The sequence below is a fragment of the Streptomyces sp. 2323.1 genome (genome assembly GCF_900221035.1).
Taxonomy (GTDB): domain Bacteria; phylum Actinomycetota; class Actinomycetes; order Streptomycetales; family Streptomycetaceae; genus Streptomyces; species Streptomyces sioyaensis.
This window is the reverse complement of the sequence record NZ_LT907981.1, coordinates 6,699,682-6,724,653: the sequence shown is the minus strand read 5'-3', so window position 1 is coordinate 6,724,653 and position 24,972 is coordinate 6,699,682. Positions and strand designations below refer to the sequence as shown.

At 71.5% G+C, this 24,972-nt stretch carries 23 protein-coding genes; 5 read left to right on the top strand and 18 right to left on the bottom strand.

Annotated elements, in window-relative coordinates:
• Window positions 1-188 precede the first annotated feature (188 nt).
• Window positions 189-689 carry a transcriptional regulator BldD gene (gene bldD / locus CPH93_RS29050; RefSeq protein WP_093482219.1) on the top strand — a complete coding sequence of 167 codons (501 nt, stop codon included), beginning with the start codon at window positions 189-191 and terminating at the stop codon, window positions 687-689.
• A 195-nt stretch (window positions 690-884) separates the two neighbouring features.
• On the opposite strand, the gene nusB is transcribed toward bldD, so the two are convergent.
• The 13 genes from nusB to CPH93_RS28985 form a co-directional block, all read right to left on the bottom strand.
• Window positions 885-1,319: a transcription antitermination factor NusB gene (gene nusB, locus CPH93_RS29045; RefSeq protein WP_093482220.1), complete on the bottom strand. Its 435-nt coding sequence runs from the start codon at window positions 1,317-1,319 to the stop codon at window positions 885-887.
• 2 nt (window positions 1,320-1,321) lie between these two features.
• Window positions 1,322-1,888, bottom strand: coding sequence for an elongation factor P (efp, locus tag CPH93_RS29040; RefSeq protein ID WP_006607461.1), 567 nt, complete (start codon window positions 1,886-1,888; stop codon window positions 1,322-1,324).
• A gap of 66 nt (window positions 1,889-1,954) precedes the next feature.
• The gene (locus CPH93_RS29035; protein WP_093648787.1) at window positions 1,955-3,061 is read right to left on the bottom strand and encodes an aminopeptidase P family protein; all 1,107 of its coding nucleotides are present in this window, start codon (window positions 3,059-3,061) and stop codon (window positions 1,955-1,957) included.
• A 64-nt stretch (window positions 3,062-3,125) separates the two neighbouring features.
• Window positions 3,126-3,986 carry a Pro-rich N-terminal domain-containing protein gene (locus CPH93_RS29030; protein ID WP_093482221.1) on the bottom strand — a complete coding sequence of 287 codons (861 nt, stop codon included), beginning with the start codon at window positions 3,984-3,986 and terminating at the stop codon, window positions 3,126-3,128.
• Window positions 3,987-4,449: 463 nt separating this feature from the next.
• Window positions 4,450-5,541 (bottom strand): 3-dehydroquinate synthase, encoded by a 1,092-nt coding sequence (gene aroB, locus CPH93_RS29025; protein ID WP_093482222.1) that lies wholly within the window; start codon window positions 5,539-5,541, stop codon window positions 4,450-4,452.
• Window positions 5,538-6,095 (bottom strand): shikimate kinase, encoded by a 558-nt coding sequence (locus CPH93_RS29020; protein WP_093648789.1) that lies wholly within the window; start codon window positions 6,093-6,095, stop codon window positions 5,538-5,540. The genes aroB and CPH93_RS29020 overlap by 4 nt, the downstream gene beginning before the upstream one ends.
• Entirely contained in the window at window positions 6,092-7,276 is a 1,185-nt protein-coding gene (aroC, locus tag CPH93_RS29015; RefSeq protein ID WP_093482224.1) for a chorismate synthase, read from the bottom strand. The genes CPH93_RS29020 and aroC overlap by 4 nt, the downstream gene beginning before the upstream one ends.
• A gap of 120 nt (window positions 7,277-7,396) precedes the next feature.
• Window positions 7,397-8,224 (bottom strand): shikimate dehydrogenase, encoded by an 828-nt coding sequence (locus CPH93_RS29010; protein ID WP_096214504.1) that lies wholly within the window; start codon window positions 8,222-8,224, stop codon window positions 7,397-7,399.
• Window positions 8,221-9,936: an endolytic transglycosylase MltG gene (mltG, locus tag CPH93_RS29005; RefSeq protein ID WP_096214503.1), complete on the bottom strand. Its 1,716-nt coding sequence runs from the start codon at window positions 9,934-9,936 to the stop codon at window positions 8,221-8,223. Before mltG ends, CPH93_RS29010 begins: the two co-directional genes overlap by 4 nt.
• A gap of 128 nt (window positions 9,937-10,064) precedes the next feature.
• On the bottom strand, window positions 10,065-10,529 hold the full coding sequence (ruvX, locus tag CPH93_RS29000; protein WP_006607469.1) for a Holliday junction resolvase RuvX: 465 nt from the start codon (window positions 10,527-10,529) through the stop codon (window positions 10,065-10,067).
• 14 nt (window positions 10,530-10,543) lie between these two features.
• The gene (alaS, locus tag CPH93_RS28995) at window positions 10,544-13,213 is read right to left on the bottom strand and encodes an alanine--tRNA ligase (RefSeq protein ID WP_096214502.1); all 2,670 of its coding nucleotides are present in this window, start codon (window positions 13,211-13,213) and stop codon (window positions 10,544-10,546) included.
• Complete coding sequence (locus tag CPH93_RS28990) at window positions 13,213-13,557, bottom strand: DUF6167 family protein (RefSeq protein ID WP_096214501.1); 345 nt, start codon at window positions 13,555-13,557, stop codon at window positions 13,213-13,215. Before CPH93_RS28990 ends, alaS begins: the two co-directional genes overlap by 1 nt.
• 8 nt (window positions 13,558-13,565) lie before the next feature.
• Window positions 13,566-14,000 (bottom strand): DUF948 domain-containing protein, encoded by a 435-nt coding sequence (locus CPH93_RS28985; RefSeq protein WP_006607472.1) that lies wholly within the window; start codon window positions 13,998-14,000, stop codon window positions 13,566-13,568.
• 178 nt (window positions 14,001-14,178) lie between these two features.
• On the opposite strand from CPH93_RS28985, the gene CPH93_RS28980 reads away from it, so the two are divergent.
• Window positions 14,179-16,365 (top strand): ATP-binding protein, encoded by a 2,187-nt coding sequence (locus CPH93_RS28980; protein ID WP_096215629.1) that lies wholly within the window; start codon window positions 14,179-14,181, stop codon window positions 16,363-16,365.
• Window positions 16,366-16,391: 26 nt separating this feature from the next.
• Here CPH93_RS28980 and rpsD read toward each other — a convergent pair whose 3' ends face one another.
• A complete protein-coding gene (rpsD, locus tag CPH93_RS28975; protein ID WP_006607474.1) occupies window positions 16,392-17,003 on the bottom strand; it encodes a 30S ribosomal protein S4 in 612 nt (203 codons plus the stop codon).
• A gap of 185 nt (window positions 17,004-17,188) precedes the next feature.
• On the opposite strand from rpsD, the gene CPH93_RS28970 reads away from it, so the two are divergent.
• A complete protein-coding gene (locus tag CPH93_RS28970; RefSeq protein WP_096214500.1) occupies window positions 17,189-17,944 on the top strand; it encodes a DUF2470 domain-containing protein in 756 nt (251 codons plus the stop codon).
• Window positions 17,945-18,083: 139 nt separating this feature from the next.
• Here the strand turns inward: CPH93_RS28970 and CPH93_RS28965 are convergent, their stop codons facing one another.
• From CPH93_RS28965 to CPH93_RS28950, 4 genes are all read right to left on the bottom strand, one after another.
• Window positions 18,084-19,454 (bottom strand): replication-associated recombination protein A, encoded by a 1,371-nt coding sequence (locus tag CPH93_RS28965; protein ID WP_096215628.1) that lies wholly within the window; start codon window positions 19,452-19,454, stop codon window positions 18,084-18,086.
• Window positions 19,455-19,541: 87 nt separating this feature from the next.
• Window positions 19,542-20,183, bottom strand: coding sequence for a vitamin K epoxide reductase family protein (locus tag CPH93_RS28960; RefSeq protein WP_093648796.1), 642 nt, complete (start codon window positions 20,181-20,183; stop codon window positions 19,542-19,544).
• 327 nt (window positions 20,184-20,510) lie between these two features.
• Window positions 20,511-21,773: a histidine--tRNA ligase gene (gene hisS / locus CPH93_RS28955; RefSeq protein ID WP_096214499.1), complete on the bottom strand. Its 1,263-nt coding sequence runs from the start codon at window positions 21,771-21,773 to the stop codon at window positions 20,511-20,513.
• Window positions 21,774-21,784: 11 nt separating this feature from the next.
• The gene (locus CPH93_RS28950) at window positions 21,785-22,498 is read right to left on the bottom strand and encodes an MBL fold metallo-hydrolase (RefSeq protein WP_093482232.1); all 714 of its coding nucleotides are present in this window, start codon (window positions 22,496-22,498) and stop codon (window positions 21,785-21,787) included.
• A 162-nt stretch (window positions 22,499-22,660) separates the two neighbouring features.
• On the opposite strand from CPH93_RS28950, the gene CPH93_RS28945 reads away from it, so the two are divergent.
• Window positions 22,661-23,488 (top strand): peptidylprolyl isomerase, encoded by an 828-nt coding sequence (locus CPH93_RS28945; protein WP_096214498.1) that lies wholly within the window; start codon window positions 22,661-22,663, stop codon window positions 23,486-23,488.
• A 249-nt stretch (window positions 23,489-23,737) separates the two neighbouring features.
• A complete protein-coding gene (locus CPH93_RS28940; protein WP_006607481.1) occupies window positions 23,738-24,967 on the top strand; it encodes a DUF349 domain-containing protein in 1,230 nt (409 codons plus the stop codon).
• The last annotated feature ends 5 nt before the right edge of the window (window positions 24,968-24,972 follow it).

Below are 24,972 nucleotides of genomic sequence, written 5' to 3'. Positions count from 1 at the left end.
ACGGACCTTAAAGGACGTCGGAATTACGCAGTCAGGTTAGCAGGACCCCCGTCAGCGCCCGTCCGCACCCCTGACGGGTGAGGGTCTGCCCCGTTCCGCTTGACGAAGTCAGATTACGCTGCGTAACCTCACAGTGAGTTACCAGCCCGCGGCTGAGCCGCATTTCGACACAGCGTCCGGGGAGCCATATGTCCAGCGAATACGCCAAACAGCTCGGGGCCAAGCTCCGCGCCATCCGCACCCAGCAGGGCCTCTCTCTCCACGGCGTCGAGGAGAAGTCCCAGGGCCGCTGGAAGGCCGTGGTCGTGGGTTCGTACGAGCGCGGCGACCGTGCCGTGACCGTGCAGCGCCTCGCCGAACTGGCGGACTTCTACGGCGTTCCGGTCCAGGAGCTGCTGCCGGGTACGACACCGGGCGGCGCGGCCGAGCCGCCGCCGAAGCTGGTGCTCGACCTGGAGCGCCTGGCCCATGTCCCGCAGGAGAAGGCCGGCCCGCTGCAGCGCTACGCCGCCACCATCCAGAGCCAGCGCGGTGACTACAACGGCAAGGTCCTCTCGATCCGCCAGGACGACCTGCGCACCCTTGCGGTCATCTACGACCAGTCGCCCTCGGTGCTGACCGAGCAGCTGATCAGCTGGGGCGTGCTCGACGCCGATGCCCGCCGCGCCGTGCAGCACGACGAGCTCTGACCCCCTCCCACCTGCAGAAACGTGCCGCCGCTCCGGGCTTCCGGGGCGGCGGTTCTGCATTCCGGCAGGCGAACGGCGGCGGACTGCCGCCGCACGGTGCCACCGGGGAGCGCCCCTGGCGGCCTTCTGCGGGCATGCGACGGGCCCGGAGCAGATCCCTTCGCTCCGGGCCCGTTCACACGCTCTGCCGAGCGCCTACTGCTCCTCGCGGCGCAGGCTCGGCTTCAGCTCCTTGAGCCGGCCGAGGAGGCCGTTGACGAATGCCGGGGAATCGTCCGTGGAGAATTCCTTGGCGAGCTGCACGGCTTCGTCGATCGCCACCGCGTCCGGGGTGTCGTCCACCCAGATCAGCTCGAAGGCGCCCAGGCGCAGGATGCTGCGGTCGGCCGCCGGCATCCGGTCCAGGTCCCAGTCGACCGCGTAGGTGGAGATCAGCTCGTCGATGCGGGTGACCTGGTCCGCGTACCCCTCGACCAACTGCAGGGTGTACTCGTTCAACGGCGGCTGCCGGGGGTCGGTCCGGGCGTGCCGCATCCAGTCCGCGAGCACGGACTGCACATCGGCACCGCGCTGGTCGGCCTCGAAGAGTATCTGGAAGGCGCGCTTACGGGCCTTGGTGCGGGCAGCCACGGTTAGCTGTTCACCCGGCCGAGGTAGTCGCCCGTGCGGGTGTCGACCTTGATCTTCTCGCCGGTGGTGATGAAGAGCGGCACCTGGATGGAGTGGCCGGTCTCCAGCTCGGCGGGCTTGGAACCGCCGGTGGAGCGGTCGCCCTGCACGCCGGGCTCGGTGTGCTTGATGGTCAGCTCGACCGCGGCGGGCAGCTCGACGTAGAGCACCTCGCCCTCGTGCTGCGCCACGACCGCCTCGAAACCCTCGATCAGGTAGTTGGCGGCGTCACCGACGGACTTGCGGTCGACGTGCAGCTGGTCGTAGGTGTCCATGTCCATGAAGACGAAGTAGTCGCCGTCCATGTACGAGAACTGCATTCCGCGCTTGTCGACGGTGGCCGTCTCCACCTTCACACCGGCATTGAAGGTCTTGTCCACCACCTTGCCGGACAGCACGTTCTTGAGCTTGGTGCGGACGAAGGCCGGGCCCTTGCCGGGCTTGACGTGCTGGAACTCGACGACGGACCAGAGCTGGCCGCCTTCGAGCTTGAGCACCATGCCGTTCTTGAGGTCGTTCGTGGATGCCACGGTTGCGGAATCTCCTGGACTGCAGGTGGTGGGACCCGGGAGCGGCGCAGCCCCGAACCCTGCGGTTCAGAGTGCGAGCAGCTCCTTGGTCGTGATCGTGAGTAGCTCGGGCCCGCCGTCCGCCTCGGGGCGGACGACGAGTGTGTCGTCGATCCGGACACCCCCTCGGCCCGGGATGTGAACCCCCGGTTCGACGGTGACCGGCACGCAAGCGTCCAGTTTACCCATGGCGGCAGGGGACAACTGAGGGTCCTCGTCGATTTCGAGTCCCACGCCGTGCCCGGTCCACGGTCCGAGGCACTCGCCGTAGCCCGCCGCATCCAGCACATAGCGGGTCACCCGGTCCACCTCACGGCACTCCACACCCGGCGCCAGCGCCTCGCGCCCGGCGCGCTGGGCTGCGAAAACGAGATCGTACAGCTCGATCTGCCAGTCCTCGGGGGTGGTGCCGATGACGAAGGTACGGCCGATCTCGCAGCGGTAGCCGCGGTAGTTGGCGCCCAGGCAGACACTGAGGAAATCGCCCTCCTCGACCCGTCGGTCGGTGGGCAGGTGTCCGGGGCGGCCGGCGTTCGGGCCGGTCGCGACGGAGGTGGGGAAGGCCGGGCCGTCCGCTCCGTGGTCGACCAGCCGGCGCTCCAGTTCCAGCGCGAGGTGCCGCTCGGTGCGGCCGACCAGGATGGATTCGAGCAGCTCACCGAGGGCCTGGTCGGCGATCTCGGCGGCGATCCGCAGACAGGCGATCTCGTCGTCGTCCTTCACCAGCCGCTGCGCCTCGACCGCGCAGGCCAGGTCGGTCAGGTGCAGCCGGGGCGCGACCTGGGAGAGCGCCCGGTGGCGGGTGACGGTCAGATGGTGCTCCTCGACGGCCAGGCTGTCCGCACCGGCCTTCGCGGCCAGGTCGGCGCCGGCCACCACCGGGTCGCCGCCCCGGGTCGGCAGGACCGACACCCGTACGTCATCGGCCGGGCGGCCCTCGGCGGGATCGCCGCTCAGCGGCCTGCCGCACAGCAGCACGTCGATGGCGGGGCCCAGCAGCAGCGCGGCGCCGGACGGTGCGCAACCGGTGAGGTAGCGGACGTTCGCGGGGCGCGAGATCAGTGCGGCGGCACTTCCGGCCCCGGCTACGCGGTCGCGCAGCTGCATGCGTCGGGCCGCGTACAACTCGGACATATCACGAGCGTACGGCGGCTTTCCCGAGGCGGCCGGTCGAGCGGGGCCGCCCGGGGTACGGCCGCTACCAGGTGGGCGGGCTGGCGATGCTGCGGGCCACGACATCGTCCAGGACCCGTACCGTCGTGGCGACATCGTGCTGGGAGTTGTCGATGATCGGCAGTCCCGAGCCGTACCAGCCGGCCATCCGCCCGTGGATCCTGGCCACCTCTTCGTCGGACAGCCGGCGGTTGCCGCTGCGCCGGGCGTTGCGCTCCAGGACGATCTCCAGACCGGGCAGCAGCACGATCGGCAGCAGGCCGGGGCCCACATGCCGCTTCCAGCCGCCGAGGCCGACGACCGGCCGGTCGGGGAAGACGGCGTCGTCGAGGATGCAGGAGATGCCGTTGGCGAGGAAGTTGCGGGCCGCGAAGCCGCAGGTGCGGCGGGCGAGGCGGTACTGCGCCTCGGAGTGGTCGTTCCAGCCGGCCTGCGGGTCGGCGAAGCCGGCCCGGACCCATTCGCGGACGTCGTCGAGGCTGATGTGCGCGGTCGGCACCCGCCGGGTGTCGGCCCAGTGGCGCGCGACGCTGGTCTTGCCGGCGCCGGCCGGGCCGATGAGCAGCACCGCGACGGCCGTGTGCGCGGCGTCCGGGGCGGCGGTGTCGGCGGGCGGGCTGGGCAGCGGCACCGGGGCGGCCGGGGGCAGCCGGATCTGACCGGTGATGTCGCCGCCGTTCGTGGGGGGCGGGGACTGCTGGGGCGCGGGGGCGTGCCAGCCCTGCTGCGGGGCGGGCTGCTGCACGGGCGGAGGCGGGGCCGCGGGGGCCGGCGACGAGGTGGGCGGGGTGGGCTGCCCCGGGTGGGGCGTCCAGTTCATGGCGGCCCCGGGTCCTGATGCCTGCCCGCGGGGCGGCGGCAGCGGAGCCCCCACTGCGTACTGCATCCGGTGGCTCTCCGTCTCGTGCGGTCGATGTGGTGCGGTGCTCCCCCGGCTGCCGCCGGGAGCGCCCCCGGGCGCCGGGCGCGGCCGCCCGTGCGTCGTGGGGCAACCCACCGGCGCGGAGGGGCCGTTGTCCCCCACGGCCCGGTGGGGGTGGTGCTGCTGCGAACGGTACCCTCCCGGGCCCGGTCAGGAGAGGTCCTGCCCCGGCGCTCAGCACTTGAACGGCCGGGGCGGGACCGAAGTGCCCCTGATGGTGCGTCAGTCGGCCGACGGCGTACGGAGCGCGCTGGCCCGTTGCGTACGGGGTCTACGGGGGCAACGCCGTCCATCCCGCTGCGTCCCGTACGCGGACTGCGGGACGCAGCGGGGTGCGGATGCCGGGACCGGGCGGCGGCACCGCGGCTCCGGACCACGGGAGACGAGCCGGCCCCTGACGCGGCGTGGACGCGCCGGGGCGGACGGTTCAGGCCGCGATCTCGGCGTGCGCGGCGAGCAGCATGGCCGGGTCCGGGCCCTCCAGGACGGTCGGCTTGGCCAGGCCGTCCAGGACGATGAAGCGCAGCCGGTCGCCACGGGACTTCTTGTCGACCTTCATCGTCTCCAGCAGCTTGGGCCACTGGTCGCCGCGGTAGGTCAGCGGCAGCCCGACGGAGGCGAGGACGGTGCGGTGCCGGTCGGCGGTGGCGTCGTCCAAGCGGCCGGCGATCCGGCCGAGTTCGGCGGCGAAGACCATGCCGACGGAGACTGCGGCGCCGTGCCGCCAGTTGTAGCGCTCGTTCTTCTCGATGGCGTGCGCCAGGGTGTGGCCGTAGTTGAGGATCTCGCGCAGACCGGACTCCTTGAGGTCCGCGGAGACCACCTCGGCCTTGACCCGGATCGCCCGCTCGATGAGCTCGGCGGTGTGCGCCCCGTCCGGGCGCTTGGCGGCCTCCGGGTCCGACTCGATCAGATCGAGGATCGCCGGGTCGGCGATGAAGCCGGCCTTGATGACCTCGGCCAGACCGGAGACGTAGTCGTTCAGCGGCAGCGAGTCGAGCGCGGCCAGATCGCAGAGCACGCCGGCCGGCGGGTGGAAGGCGCCGACGAGGTTCTTGCCCTCGGCGGTGTTGATCCCGGTCTTGCCGCCGACCGCCGCGTCCACCATGCCGAGCACGGTGGTCGGCACGGCGATCCAGCGCACCCCGCGCAGCCAGGTCGCGGCGACGAAGCCGGCCAGGTCGGTGGTGGCACCGCCGCCGACGCCGACGAGCACATCGCTGCGGGTGAAGCCGGACTGGCCGAGCGCCTTCCAGCAGTACGCCGCGACCTCGGCGGTCTTGGACTCCTCGGCGTTCGGCAGCTGGATGGCGATCGCCTCGTAGCCCTGGGAGGCGAGGTCCTCGCGCAGCGCCTCACCGGTGGCGGCCAGCGCCTCCGGGTGCAGCACGGCGACCCGCTTGGCCCCCTCGCCGATCAGGCCGGGGAGTTCGCCGAGGAGCTGCCGCCCGACGAGCACCTCGTACGGGTCGGTGCCGGCCGTGCCGCCGACCTGGATACGAGTGGCCTGCTCCGTCATGCCTGTTCCTCCCTGTGGGCGGCCCGCGGGGTGTCTCCCGCGGCCGGCCGTAGCTCCAAAGCGTCCAGGATCGCCTCGGCGACCTGCTCGGGGGTGCGCTCCCCCGTGTCGATCACGGCGCGCGCGACCTGGGTGTACAGCGGGCGGCGCCGCTCCATCAGCTCGCGCCACTGCTTGCGCGGGTTGACGGCCAGCAGCGGGCGGGGCGCGTCGAGGCCCACCCGCTTGACGGCGTCGGCGAGCTGGACGTCCAGGAAGATCACCGGCAGCCCGGCGAGCAGCGCGCGGGTGCCGTCGTCCAGGATCGCGCCGCCGCCGAGCGAGAGCACGCCCGGGTGGCTGTCCAGGGCGCTGCGGACGGCCGCCCGCTCCAGCTCACGGAAGTGCGGCTCGCCCTGGTCGATGAAGATCTCGGCGATCGGCCGGCCGGCCGTGGCGACGATGTCGGCGTCGGTGTCGCGGTAGCCGACGCCCAGCCGCTCGGCCAGCAGGGCGCCCACCGTGGACTTGCCGGCCCCGGGCGGGCCGATCAGGACGACGACCGGCGAGGTCACTTGATCGCCAGGTTGTCGAGGAAGCTGCGCACATTGCGGCGGGTCTCCGGCACGCTGTCGCCGCCGAACTTCTCCAGCACCGCGTCCGCCAGCACGAGCGCCACCATCGCCTCGGCGACGATGCCGGCGGCCGGCACGGCGCAGACGTCGGAGCGCTGGTGGTGCGCCTTGGTCGCCTCGCCGGTGGTCACATCGACGGTCGCCAGCGCGCGCGGCACCGTCGCGATCGGCTTCATCGCGGCGCGGACGCGCAGGAGTTCACCGGTGGTCAGCCCGCCCTCGGTGCCACCGGAGCGGCCGGTGGTGCGCTTGATGCCGTCCTCGGTGGCCACGATCTCGTCGTGCGCCTTCGAGCCGGGCACCCGCGCAAGGTCGAAGCCGTCGCCGACCTCGACGCCCTTGATCGCCTGGATGCCCATGAGGGCCGCGGCCAGCCGGGCGTCCAGCCGCCGGTCCCAGTGGACGTGCGAGCCGAGCCCCACGGGCACGCCGTAGGCCAGCACCTCGACCACCCCGCCGAGGGTGTCGCCGTCCTTGTGGGCCTGGTCGATCTCGGCGACCATCGCCTTGCTCGCGTCCGCGTCCAGGCAGCGCACCGGGTCGGCGTCCAGCTTCTCGACGTCGGAGGGCTTCGGGTGGACGCCGTACGGGGCCTTGGCCGCGGCCAGCTCCACGACATGCGAGACGATCTCGATACCGGCCGCCTCCTTGAGGAAGGACCGGGCGACCGCGCCCAGGGCGACCCGGGCGGCGGTCTCGCGGGCGGAGGCCCGCTCCAGGACCGGACGGGCCTCGTCGAAGCCGTACTTCTGCATCCCGGCGAGGTCGGCGTGGCCGGGGCGGGGGCGGGTCAGCGGCGCGTTACGGGCCAGCGCGTCCAGCACCTCCTGGTCCACCGGGTCGGCCGCCATGACCTGCTCCCACTTGGGCCACTCGGTGTTGCCGACCATCACGGCCACCGGCGAGCCCAGCGACAGGCCGTGCCGCACGCCGCCCAGGAAGGTGACCTCGTCCTGCTCGAACTTCATGCGGGCACCGCGGCCGTAGCCGAGCCGGCGCCTCGCCAGTGCGTCCGCCACCAGCTCCGTGGTGATCGGGACCCCGGCCGGAAGGCCTTCCAGCGTCGCCACGAGTGCGGGGCCGTGCGACTCCCCCGCCGTCAGCCAGCGCAACCTGCTCAACGGTGCTCCTCATGTACTGCTCATCCGCGTACGGTCTCCCCCTGATCCTCCCACGTCGCACCGACAGGGCGGCGCCCAGTCCACGGTGCGGACCGGACGTGCGGGAGCGGGCCGGGCGGATCAGCGGGCGAGGAGTGCCGCCTCACCGGCCCGGCGCATCGCGGCGAGCGGCGCCGGGGACCGCCCGGTCATCTGCTCCACCTGCAGCACGGCCTGGTGGACGAGCAGGTCGAGGCCGCCGACCACGGCGCCGCCGCGGTCGGCCCAGGCGGCGGCCAGCGCCGTCGGCCAGGGCTCGTAGAGGACGTCGAAGAGGGTGCCGGGCCGGGCGGGGACGGCGGCGGCGAGCGCGTCGGTGGTGCCCGCCGGGGTGGTGGCGATGGTCAGCGGCGCCTCGAAGGCCGCGGCGGCGTCCTCCCAGGGGGCGGTGCGGACCGCGACCCCGAGCCGCTCGCCCCAGCCGCGCATCTCCGCGGCGCGGGCGTCGCTGCGGACATAGGCGGTGACCTCGCCGGTGCAGATACGGGCGAGGGCGGCGAGCGCCGAGGAGGCGGTGGCGCCGGCGCCCAGCACCGAGGCCCGCTCGACCTGCTGCACCCCGCGCTCGCGCAGCGCGGCGAGCATGCCGGGGATGTCCGTGTTGTCGCCGAGGCGGCGCCCGTCGCCGGTGAGGACGACGGTGTTCACCGCCTCGACCGAGGCCGCGGTCGGGGTGATCTCGTCGAGCAGCGGGATCACCGCGCGCTTGAGCGGCATGGTCAGCGACAACCCCGCCCAGGTGGCGTCCAGGCGCTCCATGAAGGCGGGCAGGGCCGCTTCGTCGACCTCGTGCCGGCCGTACGTCCAGTCGCCGAGGCCCAACTCCCGGTAGGCGGCGCGGTGCAGCACCGGGGACAGGGAGTGGGCGATCGGGGAACCGAGCACCGCGGCTCGACGGGTGGCGCTCATTGCTTGGCTTTCCCGTGTTCCTTTTCGTAGATGCGCCGGTTGCGCTCGTGCTCTTCGTTCGTCTCGGCGAAGAGCGTCTTTTCCGGGTTGATCGAGACGAAGTAGTACCAGTTGCCCTTGGCCGGGTCGATGGCGGATTTGAGCGCCACCTCACCCGGGTTACCGATCGGGCCCGGCGGCAGTCCCTTGAACTTGTAGGTGTTGTACGGGTCGTTGAAATTCCGCAGATTGTCGACGGACCCGGTGTCCAGGGTGCTCTGGGATTTCGCGTAGTTCACCGTCGAGTCGAAGTCCAGCAGACCGTAGGTCTCGGTGTTGTTCGGCTTGAGGCGGTTGTAGACGACGCGCGCGACCTTGACGAAGTCATGCTTGTACTTGCCCTCGGCCTGCGTGAGGCTGGCGACGGTCAGCAGCTGCATCGGCGAGGAGAGGTGGAGCTTTCGGGCATTCCCCTCCAAGTCGTAGCGCTGGTAGACCTGGTTGGCCCGCGCCACCATCTGCTTGAGCACCGCGGCCGGCTTCGCCTTGCCGCCCACGCTGTACGTCGACGGGTAGAGGAAGCCCTCCAGCGGGTCCTTTATCTTCGGGGAATCATCGGCCCAGGACGGCAGTCCGAGGTTCTTGGCGTCGCTCCTGGCCACACCCTTGGTCGTGCCGGCCTTGAGATGGAGCTTCTGGTCGATGAGTTTGTAGACGTCGGCGGAGCGCAGGCCTTCCCGGATGGTGAGGCCGTTACGGCTCTTGGGATCCAGCATCAGCTCGATGGCCGCGGCGCCCGACATCTTCTTGCGGAGGGTGTATGTCCCCGATTGCAGGCTCTGCGCCTTCTTGTTCTCCCCGGCCGCGTCCGTGAACGCCCCGGCACTCTTGATGACACCCTTTTCCGCGAGGATCTGCCCCATTTCGGAAAGCGGTGAACCGTCCGGAATGTCGACCTGGATCTCGCCGGATCCCTCGCCCGCGTAATCGGGGGACAAGCCGAAATGGCTCACGAAGAAGTCATAGCCGAAGTACCCGACGGTCCCCGCGGCTCCGGCGAAGACCAGGGCGACGACCAGACAGGCCCGGCCGCTGCGCCGCTTGTTCTTCTTGTTCTTCTTGCCGCGGCGGTCGCGCCCGCCCCGGCCGTCCTCGCGCGGGTCCTGGTCGTCGCGGTCGTCGTCTTCGTCATGGTCCGCGAAGAACGCATGCTCCGGCTCCGGCTCGCGCGACTCCGGTGCGGCCCGCCAGTCGTCACCCGGGCCCTCGTCGTAGTACGGCTCCGGCTGCTGCGGGCTCTGCTGCTGAGGGTGCGGCGGCTGCTCATACCGCGGCTGTTGCTGCGTCTGCTGCATTTGCTGGGCCTGCTGGGCCTGCTGGGCCTGCTGGGCCTGCTGGGCCTGCTGCTGCAGATGATCCGGCTGCGGCGGCTGATAGCCGTCCGGCGTGCCGTAGTAATCGGGGCTCGCGCCGCTGTACGGATCGACCGGTGGCTGCTGCTGCCCGTAGGGGTCGTACGGGTCGTACGGCACCTGTCCGCCCTGCGGGCCGTCCCAGCCCCCGTTGTACTGCTGCTGGGCGTACGGATCCGGCTGCTGCGGGGGATGCGGGGCGGACTGCCTGCCGTTCCACTGAGGCTGCTGGGCCTGGCCTCCGTAAGGACCCTGATCTCCGTAGAGCGGGTCCTCGGGGTGCCACGGTTCGGAGCCGTAGCCCCGGCCATACTCGGTCATCGATCCCCTAGAGCCGAGAGGCGGTGCGCTCCGGCCTGGCAGCGCGCTTGCTGGTACCCGATCCGCCTCTACTTGCACGCGCGGCTGTTCGAACGCCGCACATCGCGCGGAACGTTACCGTACCGCGATCAGATGACCACTTCGACGCTCTCTCCCGGAGGGGCCCCCGAGACGCGCTCGGTCTCCAGTGCGCTCTGCAGGATGACCACGGCCGCGGCCTGGTCGACCACCGAGCGGCCCTTCTTGCTCCGCACCCCCGAGGCCCGCAGGCCCTGGGTCGCGGTCACCGTCGACATCCGCTCGTCGACCAGCCGGACCCCTACGGGTGCGATGTTCCTGGCCAGCTCCTGGGCGAAGGCCCGGACCTTGGCCGCGGCCGGCCCCTCTCCCCCGTGGAGGGAGCGGGGCAGACCGACCACGACTTCGAGGGGTTCGTACTCCTCGACGATCGCCTTGAGCCGGCGGTGCGCTGACGGGACGTCACGCCCCGGGACGGTCTCGACGGGGGTGGCGAGGACCCCGTCGGGGTCGCACGAGGCGACCCCGATGCGGGCGTCCCCGACATCCACCGCGATGCGCCGGCCGCGTCGCATCTCACTCACGCGCGTCAGGCCGCCTCGGCGACGAGGCGCTCGACGGCCTCAAGGGCCTCGGGCACCGCGGCGGCGTTCTGGCCACCGCCCTGGGCGACGTCCGGCTTGCCGCCGCCACCGCCACCGAGCGTCTTGGCGGCGGCCCGGACCAGGTCACCGGCCTTGATGCCGCGCTCGCGGGCGGCCTCGTTGGTGGCGATGACCGTCAGCGGACGGCCGTTGGCCACCGTGAAAAGCGCCACAACGGCGGCCCGGCCGCCCTGGATCCGGCCGCGGACGTCGAGCACCAGCTTGCGCAGATCGTCGGCGGAGGTGCCGTCGGGGACCTGACCGGCGGCCAGCGCCACCCCGCGCACGTCCTTGGCGCCCTCGGCCAGCCCGGCGGCGGCCTGGAGCACCTTCTCGGCGCGGAACTTCTCGATCTCCTTCTCGGCGTCCTTCAGCTTGGCCAGGACACCGGAGATCTTCTCCGGCAGCTCCTCCGGACGTCCCTTGACCAGCTCGGTGAGCTGCGAGACGACGGTGTGCTCGCGGGCGAGGAACCGGTAGGCGTCCACACCGACCAGCGCCTCGACGCGGCGTACGCCGGAGCCGATGGAGGACTCACCGAGCAGCTTCACCAGACCCAGCTGGGCGGTGTTGTGGACGTGGGTGCCGCCGCACAGCTCCTTGGAGAAGTCGCCGATGGTGACGACCCGGACCCGGTCGCCGTACTTCTCGCCGAACTCGGCGATGGCGCCCTGCTTCTTGGCGTCCTCCATGCTCATGACCTCGGCGTGCACATCGAGCTCACGGGCCAGCACGTCGTTGATCTTCTGCTCGACGTCGGTCAGGACCGTGCCGGGCACGGCGGCCGGCGAGCCGAAGTCGAAGCGGAAGCGGCCCGGGGAGTTCTCCGAACCGGCCTGGGCGGCCGTCGGGCCGAGGGCGTCGCGCAGCGCCTGGTGGGTGAGGTGGGTGGCGCTGTGGGCGCGGGCGATGGCCCGCCGGCGGGTGACGTCGATGGTGGCGTACGCGGCGGAGCCGACCACCACCTCGCCGACCTGGACGACGCCCTTGTGGACCGTGACGCCGGGCACCGGCTGCTGGACGTCGCGGACCTCGACGACGGCGCCGGACTCCAGCTTGATCCGGCCGGTGTCGGCGAGCTGGCCGCCGCCCTCGGCGTAGAAGGGGGTGCGGTCCAGGACGACCTCGACCTCGTCGCCCTCGTGGGCGGCGGGCGCCGGGACGCCGTTGACCAGCAGGCCCACGATGGCGGACTCGCCCTCGGTGGCGCTGTAGCCGGTGAACTCCGTGGCGCCGGACGTGTCGGCGACCTCACGGTAGGCGGACAGGTTGGCGTGGCCGCTCTTCTTGGCCTGGGCGTCGGCCTTCGCGCGCTCCCGCTGCTCGGTCATCAGGCGGCGGAAGCCCGACTCGTCCACCGAAAGGCCCTGTTCGGCGGCCATTTCGAGGGTGAGGTCGATCGGGAAACCCCAGGTGTCGTGGAGCAGGAAGGCCTTCTCGCCGGGCAGGACCGTGCCGCCGGCGGACTTGGTGTCGGTGACGGCGGTGTCGAGGATGTTGGTGCCGGCCTTCAGCGTCTTGACGAAGGCGGCCTCCTCGGCGAGGGCGACCGTCTCGATGCGGCGGCGGTCCTCCAGCAGCTCCGGGTACTGCTGGCCCATGGTCTTGATGACCACGTCCATCAGCTCACCGATGACCAGCCCACTGGCACCCAGCAGGCGCATGTTGCGGATGGCGCGGCGCATGATGCGGCGCAGGACGTAGCCGCGGCCCTCGTTGCCGGGCGTGACGCCGTCGCCGATGAGCATCGTGGAGGTGCGGATGTGGTCGGCGACCACGCGCAGTGAGACATCGGAGTCGTGCGCGGCGCCGTAGCGGACGCCGGTCAGCTCGGTGGCCTTGTCGATGACGACGCGCAGGGTGTCGGTCTCGTACATGTTCTGTACGTCCTGCAGGATCATCGCCAGGCGCTCGAGGCCGAGGCCGGTGTCGATGTTCTTGCTGGGCAGGTCGCCGAGGATCTCGAAGTCCTCCTTGCCCGTGCCCTGGCCCCGCTCGTACTGCATGAAGACGAGGTTCCAGATCTCCACGTACCGCTCGTCGTTGACGGCCGGGCCGCCCTCGACGCCGAAGTCCGGGCCGCGGTCGTAGTTGATCTCGGAGCACGGGCCGCAGGGGCCCGGGACTCCCATGGACCAGTAGTTCTCCTTCTTGCCCAGGCGCTGGATGCGCTCCTTGGGCACGCCGATGACCTCGTGCCAGATGCGCTCGGCCTCGTCGTCCTCGAGGTAGACGGTGATCCAGAGCTTCTCCGGGTCGAGGCCGTAGCCACCGTCGGTCTGCGAGCTGGTCAGCAGCTCCCAGGCGTACGTGATGGCGCCTTCCTTGAAGTAGTCGCCGAAGGAGAAGTTGCCGCACATCTGGAAGAACGTGCCGTGCCGGGTGGTCTTGCCGACCTCTTCGATGTCCGGCGTACGGACGCACTTCTGGACGCTGGTGGCACGCGGGGCGGGCGGCTTGACCTCGCCGAGGAAGTACGGCTTGAAGGGGACCATGCCCGCGTTGACGAGCAGCAGCGTCGGGTCGTCCGCGATGAGCGACGCCGACGGCACGACGGTGTGCCCGCGCTCCTCGAAGAAGCGCAGCCAGCGCCTGCGGATTTCAGCCGACTCCATCAGTGGTCCTCTTTTCCAGTCGGTCCGGTCAGACCGTGCGGTCCGGTTGTTCTCGTGGTTCGGTACTGCGGTTCGAGCACTGCACGCCGCGGTGCGGGCAGCTCGCGCACGTCGGCCGGCTCACCGATGCCGAGGGCTTCGTGCAGCTGCTCTTCACGGTCCGCCATTCCGGTCCGTACGTCCAATGCAAATTGGCGCAGCCGGTGTCCGGTCTCGACGGCCTTGTCCGCGGCCTGCGCGGCGAGGCTGTCGGGCTGCAGCTTGCGCAGCTTGCGGTGGACCTTGTTGGTGGCCCACACGCCGGCGGCGGCGCCGGTGGTGAACCAGAATGCGCGGCGGAACATCGCGGTGATCAGTCCTTGGAGCGGCGGTTGCGGCGCCCGCCGCGGCGGGCGCCGGGCAGGGTACGGCCGACGACGACGGTGCGCTTCGACTCCGGTTCGCCCTTCTTGCCGATCGCCCGGCGCACGCCGTAGCCGAACGCGGCCACCTTGACCAGCGGACCCCCGAAGGCGGAGGAGACGGTCGAGGAGAGCGCGGAGGCGTTGGCGGTGACCTCCTGGACGTCGGCCGCGATGGCGTCGACGCGGGCCAGCTGGCTGTGCGCGGAGCGGACGGTCGCGGAGGCGTCGGCCAGGAGCGGGACGGCCTGCTCGGACACCTCGGCCACCATCTTCGTGGTCGCCTTCAGCGTCTGCGCGAGCCTCACCAGCACGAGGGCGAGGAACGACACAAGGATCGCCCAGAAGACGGCCACGAGGATCCCGGCCACCTCTCCACCGGACACGTTGGCACCACTCTCCGACTGGTCTGGTCTGGTTTCGTCCTGCTCGAACGGCAACCTTGACCTTATCGCGCCGCGACTGCCCGCCCGCACCGCGTTCCCGGTGGCGCGCAGCGGATGCCGGGGGAATCCGGCGGTGTGATTGTACGGTCCGCATCCCGCCGAGTACGCTCCGTGTGCCATGCGACGCCTCACGCGCCCCGGCCCCGCCGCCCGCCCCTCCCCCGAGCGTCTCCGGGCACCGCGAAGGCCCGGCAACCTCCCCGCGGAACTCAACCGCTTCATCGGCCGCGGCGACGAACTGGCGGCGCTGGCGCGGGAGCTGGCCTCCGCCCGGCTCGTGACCCTCACCGGCCTCGGCGGCGTCGGGAAATCACGTCTTGCCGGACAGAGCGCAGCGATCTTGCAGGATCGCTTCTCCGATGGCGTGTGGCTGGTCGAACTGGCCTCGTTGCGCGAGGCGCACCTGCTGGACCACGCCGTCGCCGAGGTCCTGGCACCGGCCGGCTACGGCGGCCGCCCGGTGCGGGCCGCGCTGTGCGAGCACCTGGCCGACCGTGAGCTGCTGCTCGTCCTCGACGGGTACGAGCACCTGGTCGACGCCTGTGCCGAGCTGACCGCGGAGCTGCTGCGGCGCGCCCCCGGGCTGCGGGTGCTGGCCGCCGGCCGCCGCCCGCTCGGGCTCGGCGGCGAACGGATCGTGCCGCTCGCGCCGATGAACACCGCCGAGGCGAGTGCCCTGTTCGCCGACCGCGCCGCGTCCGTCGTCGCCGGCTTCACCGTCGGGCCGTCCGACGAGGCGGTGGTCGGCGAGCTCTGCGACCGGCTCGACGGCATCCCGCTCGCACTGGAACTGGCCGCCGGACGGCTGCGCGCGCTGTCCGCGGCCCAGGTGCTGCACCGGCTCGACGACCGCTTCCGGCTGCTGACCGGCAACGCCCGTGGTGCTCTGCCCCGCCATCAGACCCTGCGGACCGCGATCGGCTGGAGCCATGAGCTGTGCACGCCCGCGGAGCGGCTGCTGTGGGCGCGGCTGTCGGTCTTCGCCGGGCAGTTCGACCTGGAGGCGGCCGAATACGTCTGCTCGGGCCCGGAGCTGCCGGCCGTTGAACTCCTCGACGTCCTCGCGGAGTTGGTCGCCCAGTCGGTGCTGGTCCGCGAGGAGACCGCGGCCGGGGTGCGCTACCGGATGCTGGACACCGTACGGGACTACGGCGCGGGCTGGCTGGCGGCGACCGGCGACGGCGACCGGCTGCGGCGCCGGCACCGCGACTGGTATCTGGGGCTGGCCACCTGGTGCGAGCTGGACTGGTTCAGCCCCCGGCAGGCCGAGATCGCGGCCCGGATCGAGGCCGAGCTGCCCAATCTGCGGGTGGCACTGGAGCAGAGCCTGCAGAGCCCCGCCGATTCGCATCTGGGCCAGTATCTGGCCGGCACCCTGTGGTTCTACTGGGTGGCCTGCGGACGGCTCGCGGAGGGCCGGCACTGGCTGGACCGGGCCCTGGAGCTGGAGAGCGACCACGACGACGCACGGATGAAGGCGCTGTGGGTGGCCGGCTATGTCGCGGTGCTCCAGGGCGACACCGTCGCGGCCCTCGGGTCGCTGCAGCGGTGCCGGGACGAGGCCGAGCGGACCGGCAACGCCACCGCCGCCGCGTATGCGCTGCAGCGCACCGGCTGCCTGGCGCTGATCTGTGACGACATGCCGCGCGCCGAGGAGCTGCTGCGCCGGGCGCTGCGCCGCTACCGGGAGATCGGCGAGCTCAACAGCACGGTGCTGATGGGGCAGGTGGAGCTGGCGATGGCGCTGACCTTCCAGGGCGAGCTGGCGGACGCGGTGCGGCTGTGCGAGGGCGTCCTGGAGGTGTGCGAGGACCACGGTGAGCGCTGGACGCTGGCGTACGCCCAGTTCGTGCTGGCCTGTGCGGCCTGGTCGAGCGGGGACGGCGGGCGGGCGCGGGCGCTGCTGGAGAAGTGCCTGGCCATCGAGCACTCCTTCGGCGATCTGCTGGGCGCGGTGCTGGCGATCGAGCTGCTGGCCCAGGTGACGCTGGGCGAGGGCGATGCGGCGGAGGCGGCGGTGCTGCAGGGCGCCGCGGCACGGCTGTGGCCGTCGGTCGGGCTGCCGCTGTTCGGCTCGCGCCACTTCCACCAGCCGCATGTGCGGTGCGCGGAGCAGGCGCGCGAGCAGCTGGGGTCCGCGCGCTACGAGCACTGCCTGCGGGTGGGCGGGCGGCTCGATCTGGACGCGGCGGTGGCCCGGGCCCTGCGGTCCGCGGGCCCGGCCTTCGCGGGCCGGCGCACGGCGTCCGGCACGAACGAACCCGCCGCCTCCCCCTCCGCGAGCGGCGGGGAGACGGCGGGCTGAGCGTGGTGCTGCGCCTGCTGTGGTGCTTAGCGGGCGTAGTACTCGACGACGAGCTGCTCGTCGCAGATCACCGGGATCTCCTTGCGGTTCGGGTCCCGGTCGAGACGGAACGCCAGAGCCGGCAGGTTGACCTCGAGGTAGCGCGGGGTCTCACCGTCGGTGTCGTAGCCACCCTCACGCGCGACCTGGAAGGGGTGCTTCTCGCGGCTGCGCTCGCGGACCATCACGACATCGCCGGGACGGACGCGGAAGGACGGCTTGTCGACCTTGCGGTCGTTCACCGAGATGTGGCCGTGGACGACCATCTGGCGAGCCTGGTAGATCGTGCGGGCGATGCCCGACCGCAGGACGAGCGCGTCCAGACGGCGCTCAAGCTCGATGATCAGCGCTTCGCCGGTCTTGCCATCGACCTTCCGAGCGCGGTCGTAGGCACGCGCCATCTGGCGCTCGCTGATGTCGTACTGCGCACGCAGACGCTGCTTTTCGAGCAGACGGACCTTGTAGTCACTGGTCTGCTTGCGGCCACGGCCGTGCTCGCCGGGCGGGTAGGGACGGGCCTCGAAGTACTTGACGGCCTTCGGCGTCAGCGCGATGCCGAGCGCGCGGGACTTCTTGACCTTGGGACGCGACTGGTTCACGTGGAACGGACCTCCGTGTAAGTTAGGTGAGGCTTACCTTAGCGCGAGGAGAACGCATGTTTCGACCTGGGATCCCCCTGCCCGGTGCCGCTCAGAGCACAGAGGCGGGTCAGCCGCGTCCCAAGGAAGACGCCCAGCAGCCCACTGCCGCCGAGCGCGTACGAACCCTCGTCGAGTCCCATGGTATGGCGTCGCTGAACGTCCCCGGCGTCGAGGACCCCGACGAGAACGGCCTCGCCGGTCCGGTCTGCCGGGCCGTGACACCCGGTGGAGACGTGCTGTTGCTGGTTCCTGGCGACTGTGCGGCGGCCCGGGCTGCCGCACACGCCCAGGACGACGATCTGGCAGCCGTGATGGAGATCACGGATGTCGCACCGGTTTCGGTGCCCCATCGCATCCGGGGCCGGGCCTGGATCGTCGGCTGGCTCACGCCCGTACGCAACGCGCAGCGCGCCGAGGCCGCGATGCTGCTGGCGGAGCGGCAGCCGGTGGGCGAGCTGCTCGGCATCGGCGAAGCACTGCAGCCGGACCCGGCACCGGGCATGTACGGGCGGGCCGCCTGGATGATGCTGCGCCTGGAGGTCGGTGAGTGCGCGGTGGACGATCTGTGGGGCGCCGCGCCCGTCGAGCCCGACGCCTTCGCCGAGGCGGCCCCCGACCCGCTGGTCGCCCATGAGGCGGAGCTGCTGCAGCATCTGCACACGGCGCACGGCGAGCAGGTGCGCGGGCTGTGTGCCCTGCTGGACGACGCCGAAGCGGTCTGCGGGCTGCGCGATCGGGCGGTGCCGGTGAGCCTGGACCGCTTCGGGCTGCGGGTCCGCTTCACCGACGCCGGGCAGCGCTCCTACGACGCGCGGTTCGACTTCCCGGAGCCGGTGCGGGACGTGGCCGGGCTGCGGCGGGCGATGCACCGGCTCTTCGAGGCGGCGGGGGTGCAGTAGCGCCGGGAGCGCGGTGGAGCCGGGAGCGCGGTGGAGCCGGGAGCGCGGTGGAGCCGGGAGCGCGGTGGAGCCGGGAGCGCGGTGGAGCCGGGAGCGCGGTGGAGCCGGGAGCGCAGTAGTCGCGAGGGCGCGGCCACGCCTAGTCGGTGGCGCCCTCGCCGCCCGCGCCGCGCAGCCGGCCGCGGACCCGCTCGGCGACATCGGCATAGCGGGCCTCGGCACCGTGCCGGGTCGGGGAGTAGTAGCGCTTGCCGTGCACCTCGTCCGGCGCGTACTGCTGGGCCGCGATGCCGCCCGGCAGGTCGTGCGGATACTGATAGCCCTGACCGTGGCCGAGCTTCTGGGCGCCCTTGTAGTGGCTGTCGCGCAGATGGAGCGGCACCGCACCCGCCTGACCGGCCCGGACGTCCGCCAGCGCGGCATCGATCGCGAGATATGCGGCATTCGACTTCGGCGCCAGGGCGAGCGCGATGGTGGCCTGGCTGAGGGTGATCCGCGCCTCCGGGAAGCCGATCAGCGCCACGGCCTGGGCGGCGGCGACCGCCGTCTGCAGCGCCGTCGGATCGGCCAGGCCGATGTCCTCGCTCGCCGAGATCATCAGCCGGCGGGCGATGAAGCGCGGGTCCTCGCCCGCCTCGATCATGCGCGCGAGATAGTGCAGCGCGGCATCGACGTCCGAGCCCCGGATGGACTTGATCAGCGCGCTGGCGACGTCGTAGTGCTGGTCGCCGTCCCGGTCGTACTTCACCGCCGCCCGGTCGACGGACTCCTCCAGCGTCCGGAGGGTGATCTCCTTCTCGCCCTTGGCCAGCGCGGATCCGGCGCCGGCCTCTAGGGCCGTCAGCGCCCGCCGGGCGTCCCCGCCCGCGATGCGCAGCAGATGTGCCTCGGTGTCCTCGGGGAGGGTCACCGCGCCGGCCAGCCCGCGCGCATCGGTCAGCGCGCGCCGCAGCAGCCCGCGCAGATCGTCGTCCGTGAGGGGTTCGAGCGTCAGCAGCAGGGACCGGGAGAGCAGCGGCGAGATCACCGAGAAATACGGGTTCTCGGTCGTCGCGGCGATCAGGGTCACCCAGCGGTTCTCCACGGCGGGCAGCAGGGAGTCCTGCTGGGCCTTGCTGAAGCGGTGGATCTCGTCGAGGAAGAGGACGGTCTCCTTGCCGTAGCCGCCCGAGGCGCGCCGGGCGCCGTCGATGACCGTACGGACCTCCTTGACGCCCGCCGTGATCGCCGACAGCTCCACGAAGCGCTTGTTCGTCGCCTGGCTGACGACATACGCGAGGGTCGTCTTGCCGATGCCGGGCGGCCCCCACAGGAACACCGAGGACGGCCCCGCGGGGCCGCCGTTCCCCTCCCCGACCAGCCGCCGCAACGGCGAGCCCGGCTTGAGCAGATGCTGCTGGCCCACGACCTCGTCGAGGGTGCGCGGACGCATCCGCACGGCGAGCGGGGACCCCGCAGGGTCCTTCTCCTGGCGGTCTTCGGCGGCGGCGGTGAACAGGTCGGGCTCCACGATCACGAGCCTAAGCCACCCCACTGACAACGCCCCGGCCGCCGTCGATGACGGCCGCCGGGGCGTGGAACGGGCTTCGCGCACCTACTAGATCAGCGTGCTCCAGTACGACCACCACTTGGTGAGGATCAGCAGCGCGATCACGCCGTACCAAAGGACCGGTACGACCCAGTGGAACTCCAGCACCGTACGGCGCAGGCCCTCGGGCGACGGGATGATGCCGTGCTTGAGGTTGTGCACGGTCGTGTACCAGAACATCAGGATCGTGACGCACCAGGTCAGCGTGCACCACAGGCACAGCGCGTTGATGCTGTACAGCGACTGGGTCATCAGCCACATACAGAAGACCGCGGCGAGCCCGGTGCCGATGTTCAGCCCGATCCAGTACCAGCGGCGGAAACGGGCGCCCGCCAGCAGGGCCATGCCGATCGCGATCACCACGCCGAAGCCGACCAGCCCGGCCATCGGGTTGGGGAAGCCGAAGACCTCCGCCTGCTTGCTCTGCATCACGCTGCCGCAGGAGATGATCGGGTTGAGGCTGCAGGCCGGCTTGTAGTTCGGGTCCTTCAGCAGCTCGAACTTGTCCAAGGTGATGACCCAGGCCGCCAGCAGACCCAGCGCACCGGTGATCACCAGGAGCAGGGCGAGCCCGCGGCCGGAGCCGGTGGCGGGCGCGCCGCTCGCGTGGTCGTCGTCGGTGGACACGTCGTCAAGCGCTGTCGTCGTCATATCGCCGTTCCGTCGATCCCTCGGGAGATGGGCCTCAGCAGGCGGGCCGGCATGCGCGGCCGCGCCGTTCATTCTGCCCCAACTTCACCATGACGCACTGTGCGCTGCACATAAAGACGAACTCTCCGTACACAGCGTTCTCTCAGCCTTCGCTCCGCCCAGCCCGCCCTGCCGCCCGCCCGCAAGCACGCCGCCGCCGCTACGGCCGCACCGGAATCGTCCGCCGGGATGAACGCACGGCCAGGCGTTGACCCGGCGCTCCCGGCAGTACGAAGGGCCCGGACGGCAGCTCGCCGCCGGGCCCCTCAACGTCCGTCCGCGGGCGGCTCAGCCCAGCGTGCGCCGGATCTTCTCGGCCACCGCGCCCAGCGCGACCGCGGTCTGCTCGCCGCTCTGAAGGTCCTTGAGCTGGACGACGCCCTCGGCCAGATCCCGCTCGCCCGCCACCAGCGCCAGCCGTGCGCCGGAGCGGTTGGCGGACTTCATGGCGTTCTTCAGGCCCTTGCCGCCGTACGCGAAGTCGGTGGCGACACCGGACCGGCGCAGCTCGGTGACCACGCCGAACAGCACCCGGCGGGCCTCCTCGCCGAGCGGTACCGCGTAGACGGCGGTGGCGGCGGGGATGTCGAGCGCGATGCCCTCCGCCTCCAGCGCCAGCACCGTACGGTCGACGCCCAGCGCCCAGCCGACGGACGGCAGCGCGGGGCCGCCGATCATCTCCGAGAGGCCGTCGTAGCGGCCGCCACCGCCCACCGCGGACTGCGAGCCCAGGCCGTCGTGGACGAACTCGAAGGTGGTGCGGGTGTAGTAGTCCAGGCCGCGGACCAGCTTCTCGTCGTCCTCGAAGGCCACGCCCGCCGCGGTCAGCAGCTCGCGCACCTGCTCGTGGTACGCCTTGCAGGCCTCGCAGAGGTAGTCGCGGAGCTTGGGCGCCCCGTCGAGCTGCTTCTGCACCGCCTCGCGCTTGTCGTCCAGGACGCGCAGCGGGTTGATGTCGACCCGGCGCCGGGTGTCCTCGTCGAGTTCGAGCCCGCGCAGGAAGTCCTGCAGCGCGGCCCGGTAGACGGGGCGGCACTCCTTGTCGCCCAGGGAGTTGAGCAGGATGCGGAAGTTGCGCAGCCCCAGCGCGCGGTACGCCTGGTCCGCCAGGATGATCAACTCGGCGTCCAGCGCCGGGTCTTCGGTGCCGATGGCCTCCGCGCCGACCTGGGAGAAGTGGCGGTAACGGCCCTTCTGCGGACGCTCGTAGCGGTAGTACGAGCCCGAGTACCAGAGCTTCACGGGGAGGTTGCCGGCCTTGTGGAGGTTGGCCTCCAGTGCGGCGCGCAGCACGGACGCGGTGCCCTCGGGGCGCAGCGCGAGCTGGTCGCCGCCCTTGGTCTCGAAGGCGTACATCTCCTTGGTCACGATGTCGGTGGACTCACCGACGCCGCGCGCGAACAGCTCGACGTTCTCGAAGCCGGGGGTCTCGATGTAGCCGTACCCGGAGTTCTTCAGCGGCGCGGAGATCGCCTCGCGCACCGCGAGATAGGTGGCGGACTGCGGCGGAATCAGGTCGTAGGTGCCCTTAGGGGCCTTGAAGGTGCTCACGGAAGCTCTCGTCACATTCCTCGTCGTGGAGCGGCGCTGAAGCCGTCTCCGAGGCCGGCGGCCACCTCCCGCAGGAAGGGGTTGGTGGCGCGCTCGCGGCCGATGGTGGTCTGGGGGCCGTGGCCGGACAGGACGACGGTCGAGTCCTCCAGCGGCAGGCACACGCGCGCCAGCGACTGCAGGATCTCGGCGTGGTCGCCGCCCGGCAGGTCGGTGCGTCCGATGGAGCCGGCGAACAGCAGGTCGCCCGAGAAGAAGACCGGCGGAATGTCGGCCTGCTCGGGCATCCTGAACGTCACCGACCCCTTGGTATGGCCCGGTGCGTGCGCGACGGAGAACTCCATCCCGGCGAGCTGCAGAGCGGCGCCGTCGGTCAGCTCCTTGACGTCGTCCGGCTCCCCCACCGTCAGCTCGCCCATGAGCTGCTGCCCGATGGAGATGCCGAGGGCCTTCTCCGGGTCGCTCATCATGAAGCGGTCCTCGGGGTGGATCCAGGCCGGGACGTCGTGCGCGCCGCACACGGGGACGACTGAGGCGACATGGTCGATATGGCCATGGGTGAGGACGACCGCGACGGGCTTGAGCCGATGCTTTGTGACCGCGTCCTCGACTCCTTGGGCCGCCTGGTGGCCCGGGTCGATGATGACGCACTCCTCACCGGCGGCGGGGGCGACCAAGTAGCAGTTGGTGCCCCAGGCCCCGGCGGGGAACCCGGCAATCAGCACGTTCGTCCTTAAAGGTCGGTGTGGAGGTCGGGCCGCAGGGACCGCTCTCCGGACATCTCGGCAGCTCCAGAGCCTACCGGCGGGACTCCCGGCAGGGCGAACCCGTATACGGTACGGCCACGGCGCATCTCAGTGATCGATGAGCGGACAAGGAGACGACCGGTGGTCAGCAAAGATCAGCGGCGGCGGCAGCTCGCCCGGGAGAAGTTCGAGCGCCAGCAACAACGGCGGTCCGCCGCCCAGCGGAAGACCAAACGCCGCAATGTGATCATCGCGTCCGCCGTGGCCGTCGCCCTGGCCTCCGGCGGCGCCGTCTACGCCTCCGCGGGACTGGCCGGCGGCGGGACCTCCGACCGGGCCGCTGCGGACGGGGCACCGTCGAAGGCCCCGGACCCCTGTGCCAGGCCCGCGAGTGGCGCACCGTCGGCGAAGACCTGGAAGAAGGAGCCGGCGATGTCGCTCGACACCTCGGCCTCCTACTCCGCGAAGCTGGCGACGACCTGCGGCACGATCGAGCTGAAGCTGGACGCCGGCAAGGCTCCGCACACGGTCAACTCCTTCGCCTTCCTGGCCGGTCAGGGGTATTTCGATCACAGCAAGTGCCACCGGCTGGTCGACGAAGGGCTCCACGTCCTGCAGTGCGGTGACCCGAAGGGCACCGGTCAGGGCACCCCCGGCTACACCATTCCGGACGAGAACCTCAAGAACCCGCGGCTCAAGGGCGGTGTCTATCCGGCGGGGACGGTCGCGATGGCCAACCGCTACGACGGCCGGAGCAAGGAGACCCGCAACACCGGTGGCAGCCAGTTCTTCCTCGTCTACCAGGACAGCAAGCTGCCCCCGAACTACACCCCCTTCGGGACGATCACCGGCGGCATGGACGTGCTGCGCAAGATCGCCGATGCGGGTTCGCATCTCGACCAGGCGATCCGCGCCACCGTGCCGAACGCCACCGTCGTGATCAACCGGGCGACCGTGAAGAAGTCCTGACCTGCCGGGCGGCCCGGGGGCGGCACACCGCCGCCCCCGTCCGCACCGCGGAATTCGGTCGCGCTGGATGCGGACAGCCGAGCGCCGTTCGCCTAGATTGGCGTTGTGTAGGGTGCCTGCTCCGACGGCTGCCACCCTCACCCGCAAGTCAGCCCGTCGGACCGGCCAGGGCGTGGCTCTGCCGGACAGAAACTGTGGACGATGCCGGGGGGCCGCACGCCCCCGTCGGCATCATGTGGAGGAGGCGCTGTGAGCAGCGACCCATGGGGCCGCGTCGATGAGACGGGGACCGTGTACGTGCGTACCGCCGATGGCGAGCAGGTCGTCGGATCGTGGCAGGCGGGAACTCCCGAGGAGGCCCTCGCCTACTTCGAGCGCAAGTATGAGGGCCTGGTCGTCGAGATCGGCCTCCTCGAGCGCCGGGTCAAGACCACCGACCTGTCGGCGAAGGACGCGACGACCGCGATCGACCATCTGCGCACCCAGGTCGACGAACACCACGCGGTGGGCGATCTGGACGCGCTGCGCAAGCGGCTGGACAAGCTCGTCGAGACCGTCGAGGCGCGCCGCGAGGAGCGCAAGGCACAAAAGGCCAAGCAGAGCGACGAGGCCCGGCACGCCAAGGAGAAGCTGGTCGCCGAGGCCGAGGAGCTGGCGGCCAGTGAGCAGTGGCGGGCCGCCGGTGAGCGGCTGCGCGCGCTGGTGGACACCTGGAAGGGCCTGCCGCGGCTCGACCGCAAGGCGGACGACGAGCTGTGGCACCGCTTCTCGCACGCCCGCTCGGCGTTCTCCAAGCGGCGCAAGGCCCACTTCGCGTCGCTGGACGCCCAGCGCGAGGAGTCCCGCAAGGCGAAGGAGAAGCTGGTCGCCGAGGCCGAGTCGCTGTCGAACTCGACGGACTGGGGGGCCACCGCGGCCCGCTACCGCGAGCTGATGGCGGACTGGAAGGCCGCGGGCCGGGCCCAGCGCGAGCACGAGGACGACCTGTGGAACCGCTTCCGCGGCGCCCAGGACGTCTTCTTCCAGGCGCGCGGTGAGGTCTTCGCGGAGCGCGACGCCGAGCAGCGGGAGAACCTGACCCGCAAGGAGGAGCTGGCCGTCGAGGCCGAGAAGCTGCTCCCGGTCTCGGACCTGAAGGCCGCCCGTGCGGCGTTCCGCGCGATCAACGAGCGGTGGGAGGCCATCGGCCACGTCCCCCGGGACGCCCGCCCGAAGATCGAGGGCCGGATGCACGCCGTCGAGCGCGCCCTCCAGGACGCCGAGGAGAACGAGTGGCGCCGTACGAACCCTGAGGCGCGGGCCCGCGCCGCGGGGCTCACCGGCCAGCTCCAGGACGCGGTCGACAAGCTGCAGAAGCAGATCGACACCGCCCGGGCGGCCGGCAACGACGCCAAGGCCGACAAGCTCGGCCGCGAGCTGGAGGGCCGCAAGGCACTGCTGGACCAGGCGCTGAAGGGCCTGGAAGAGTTCGGCGGCTGATTTTG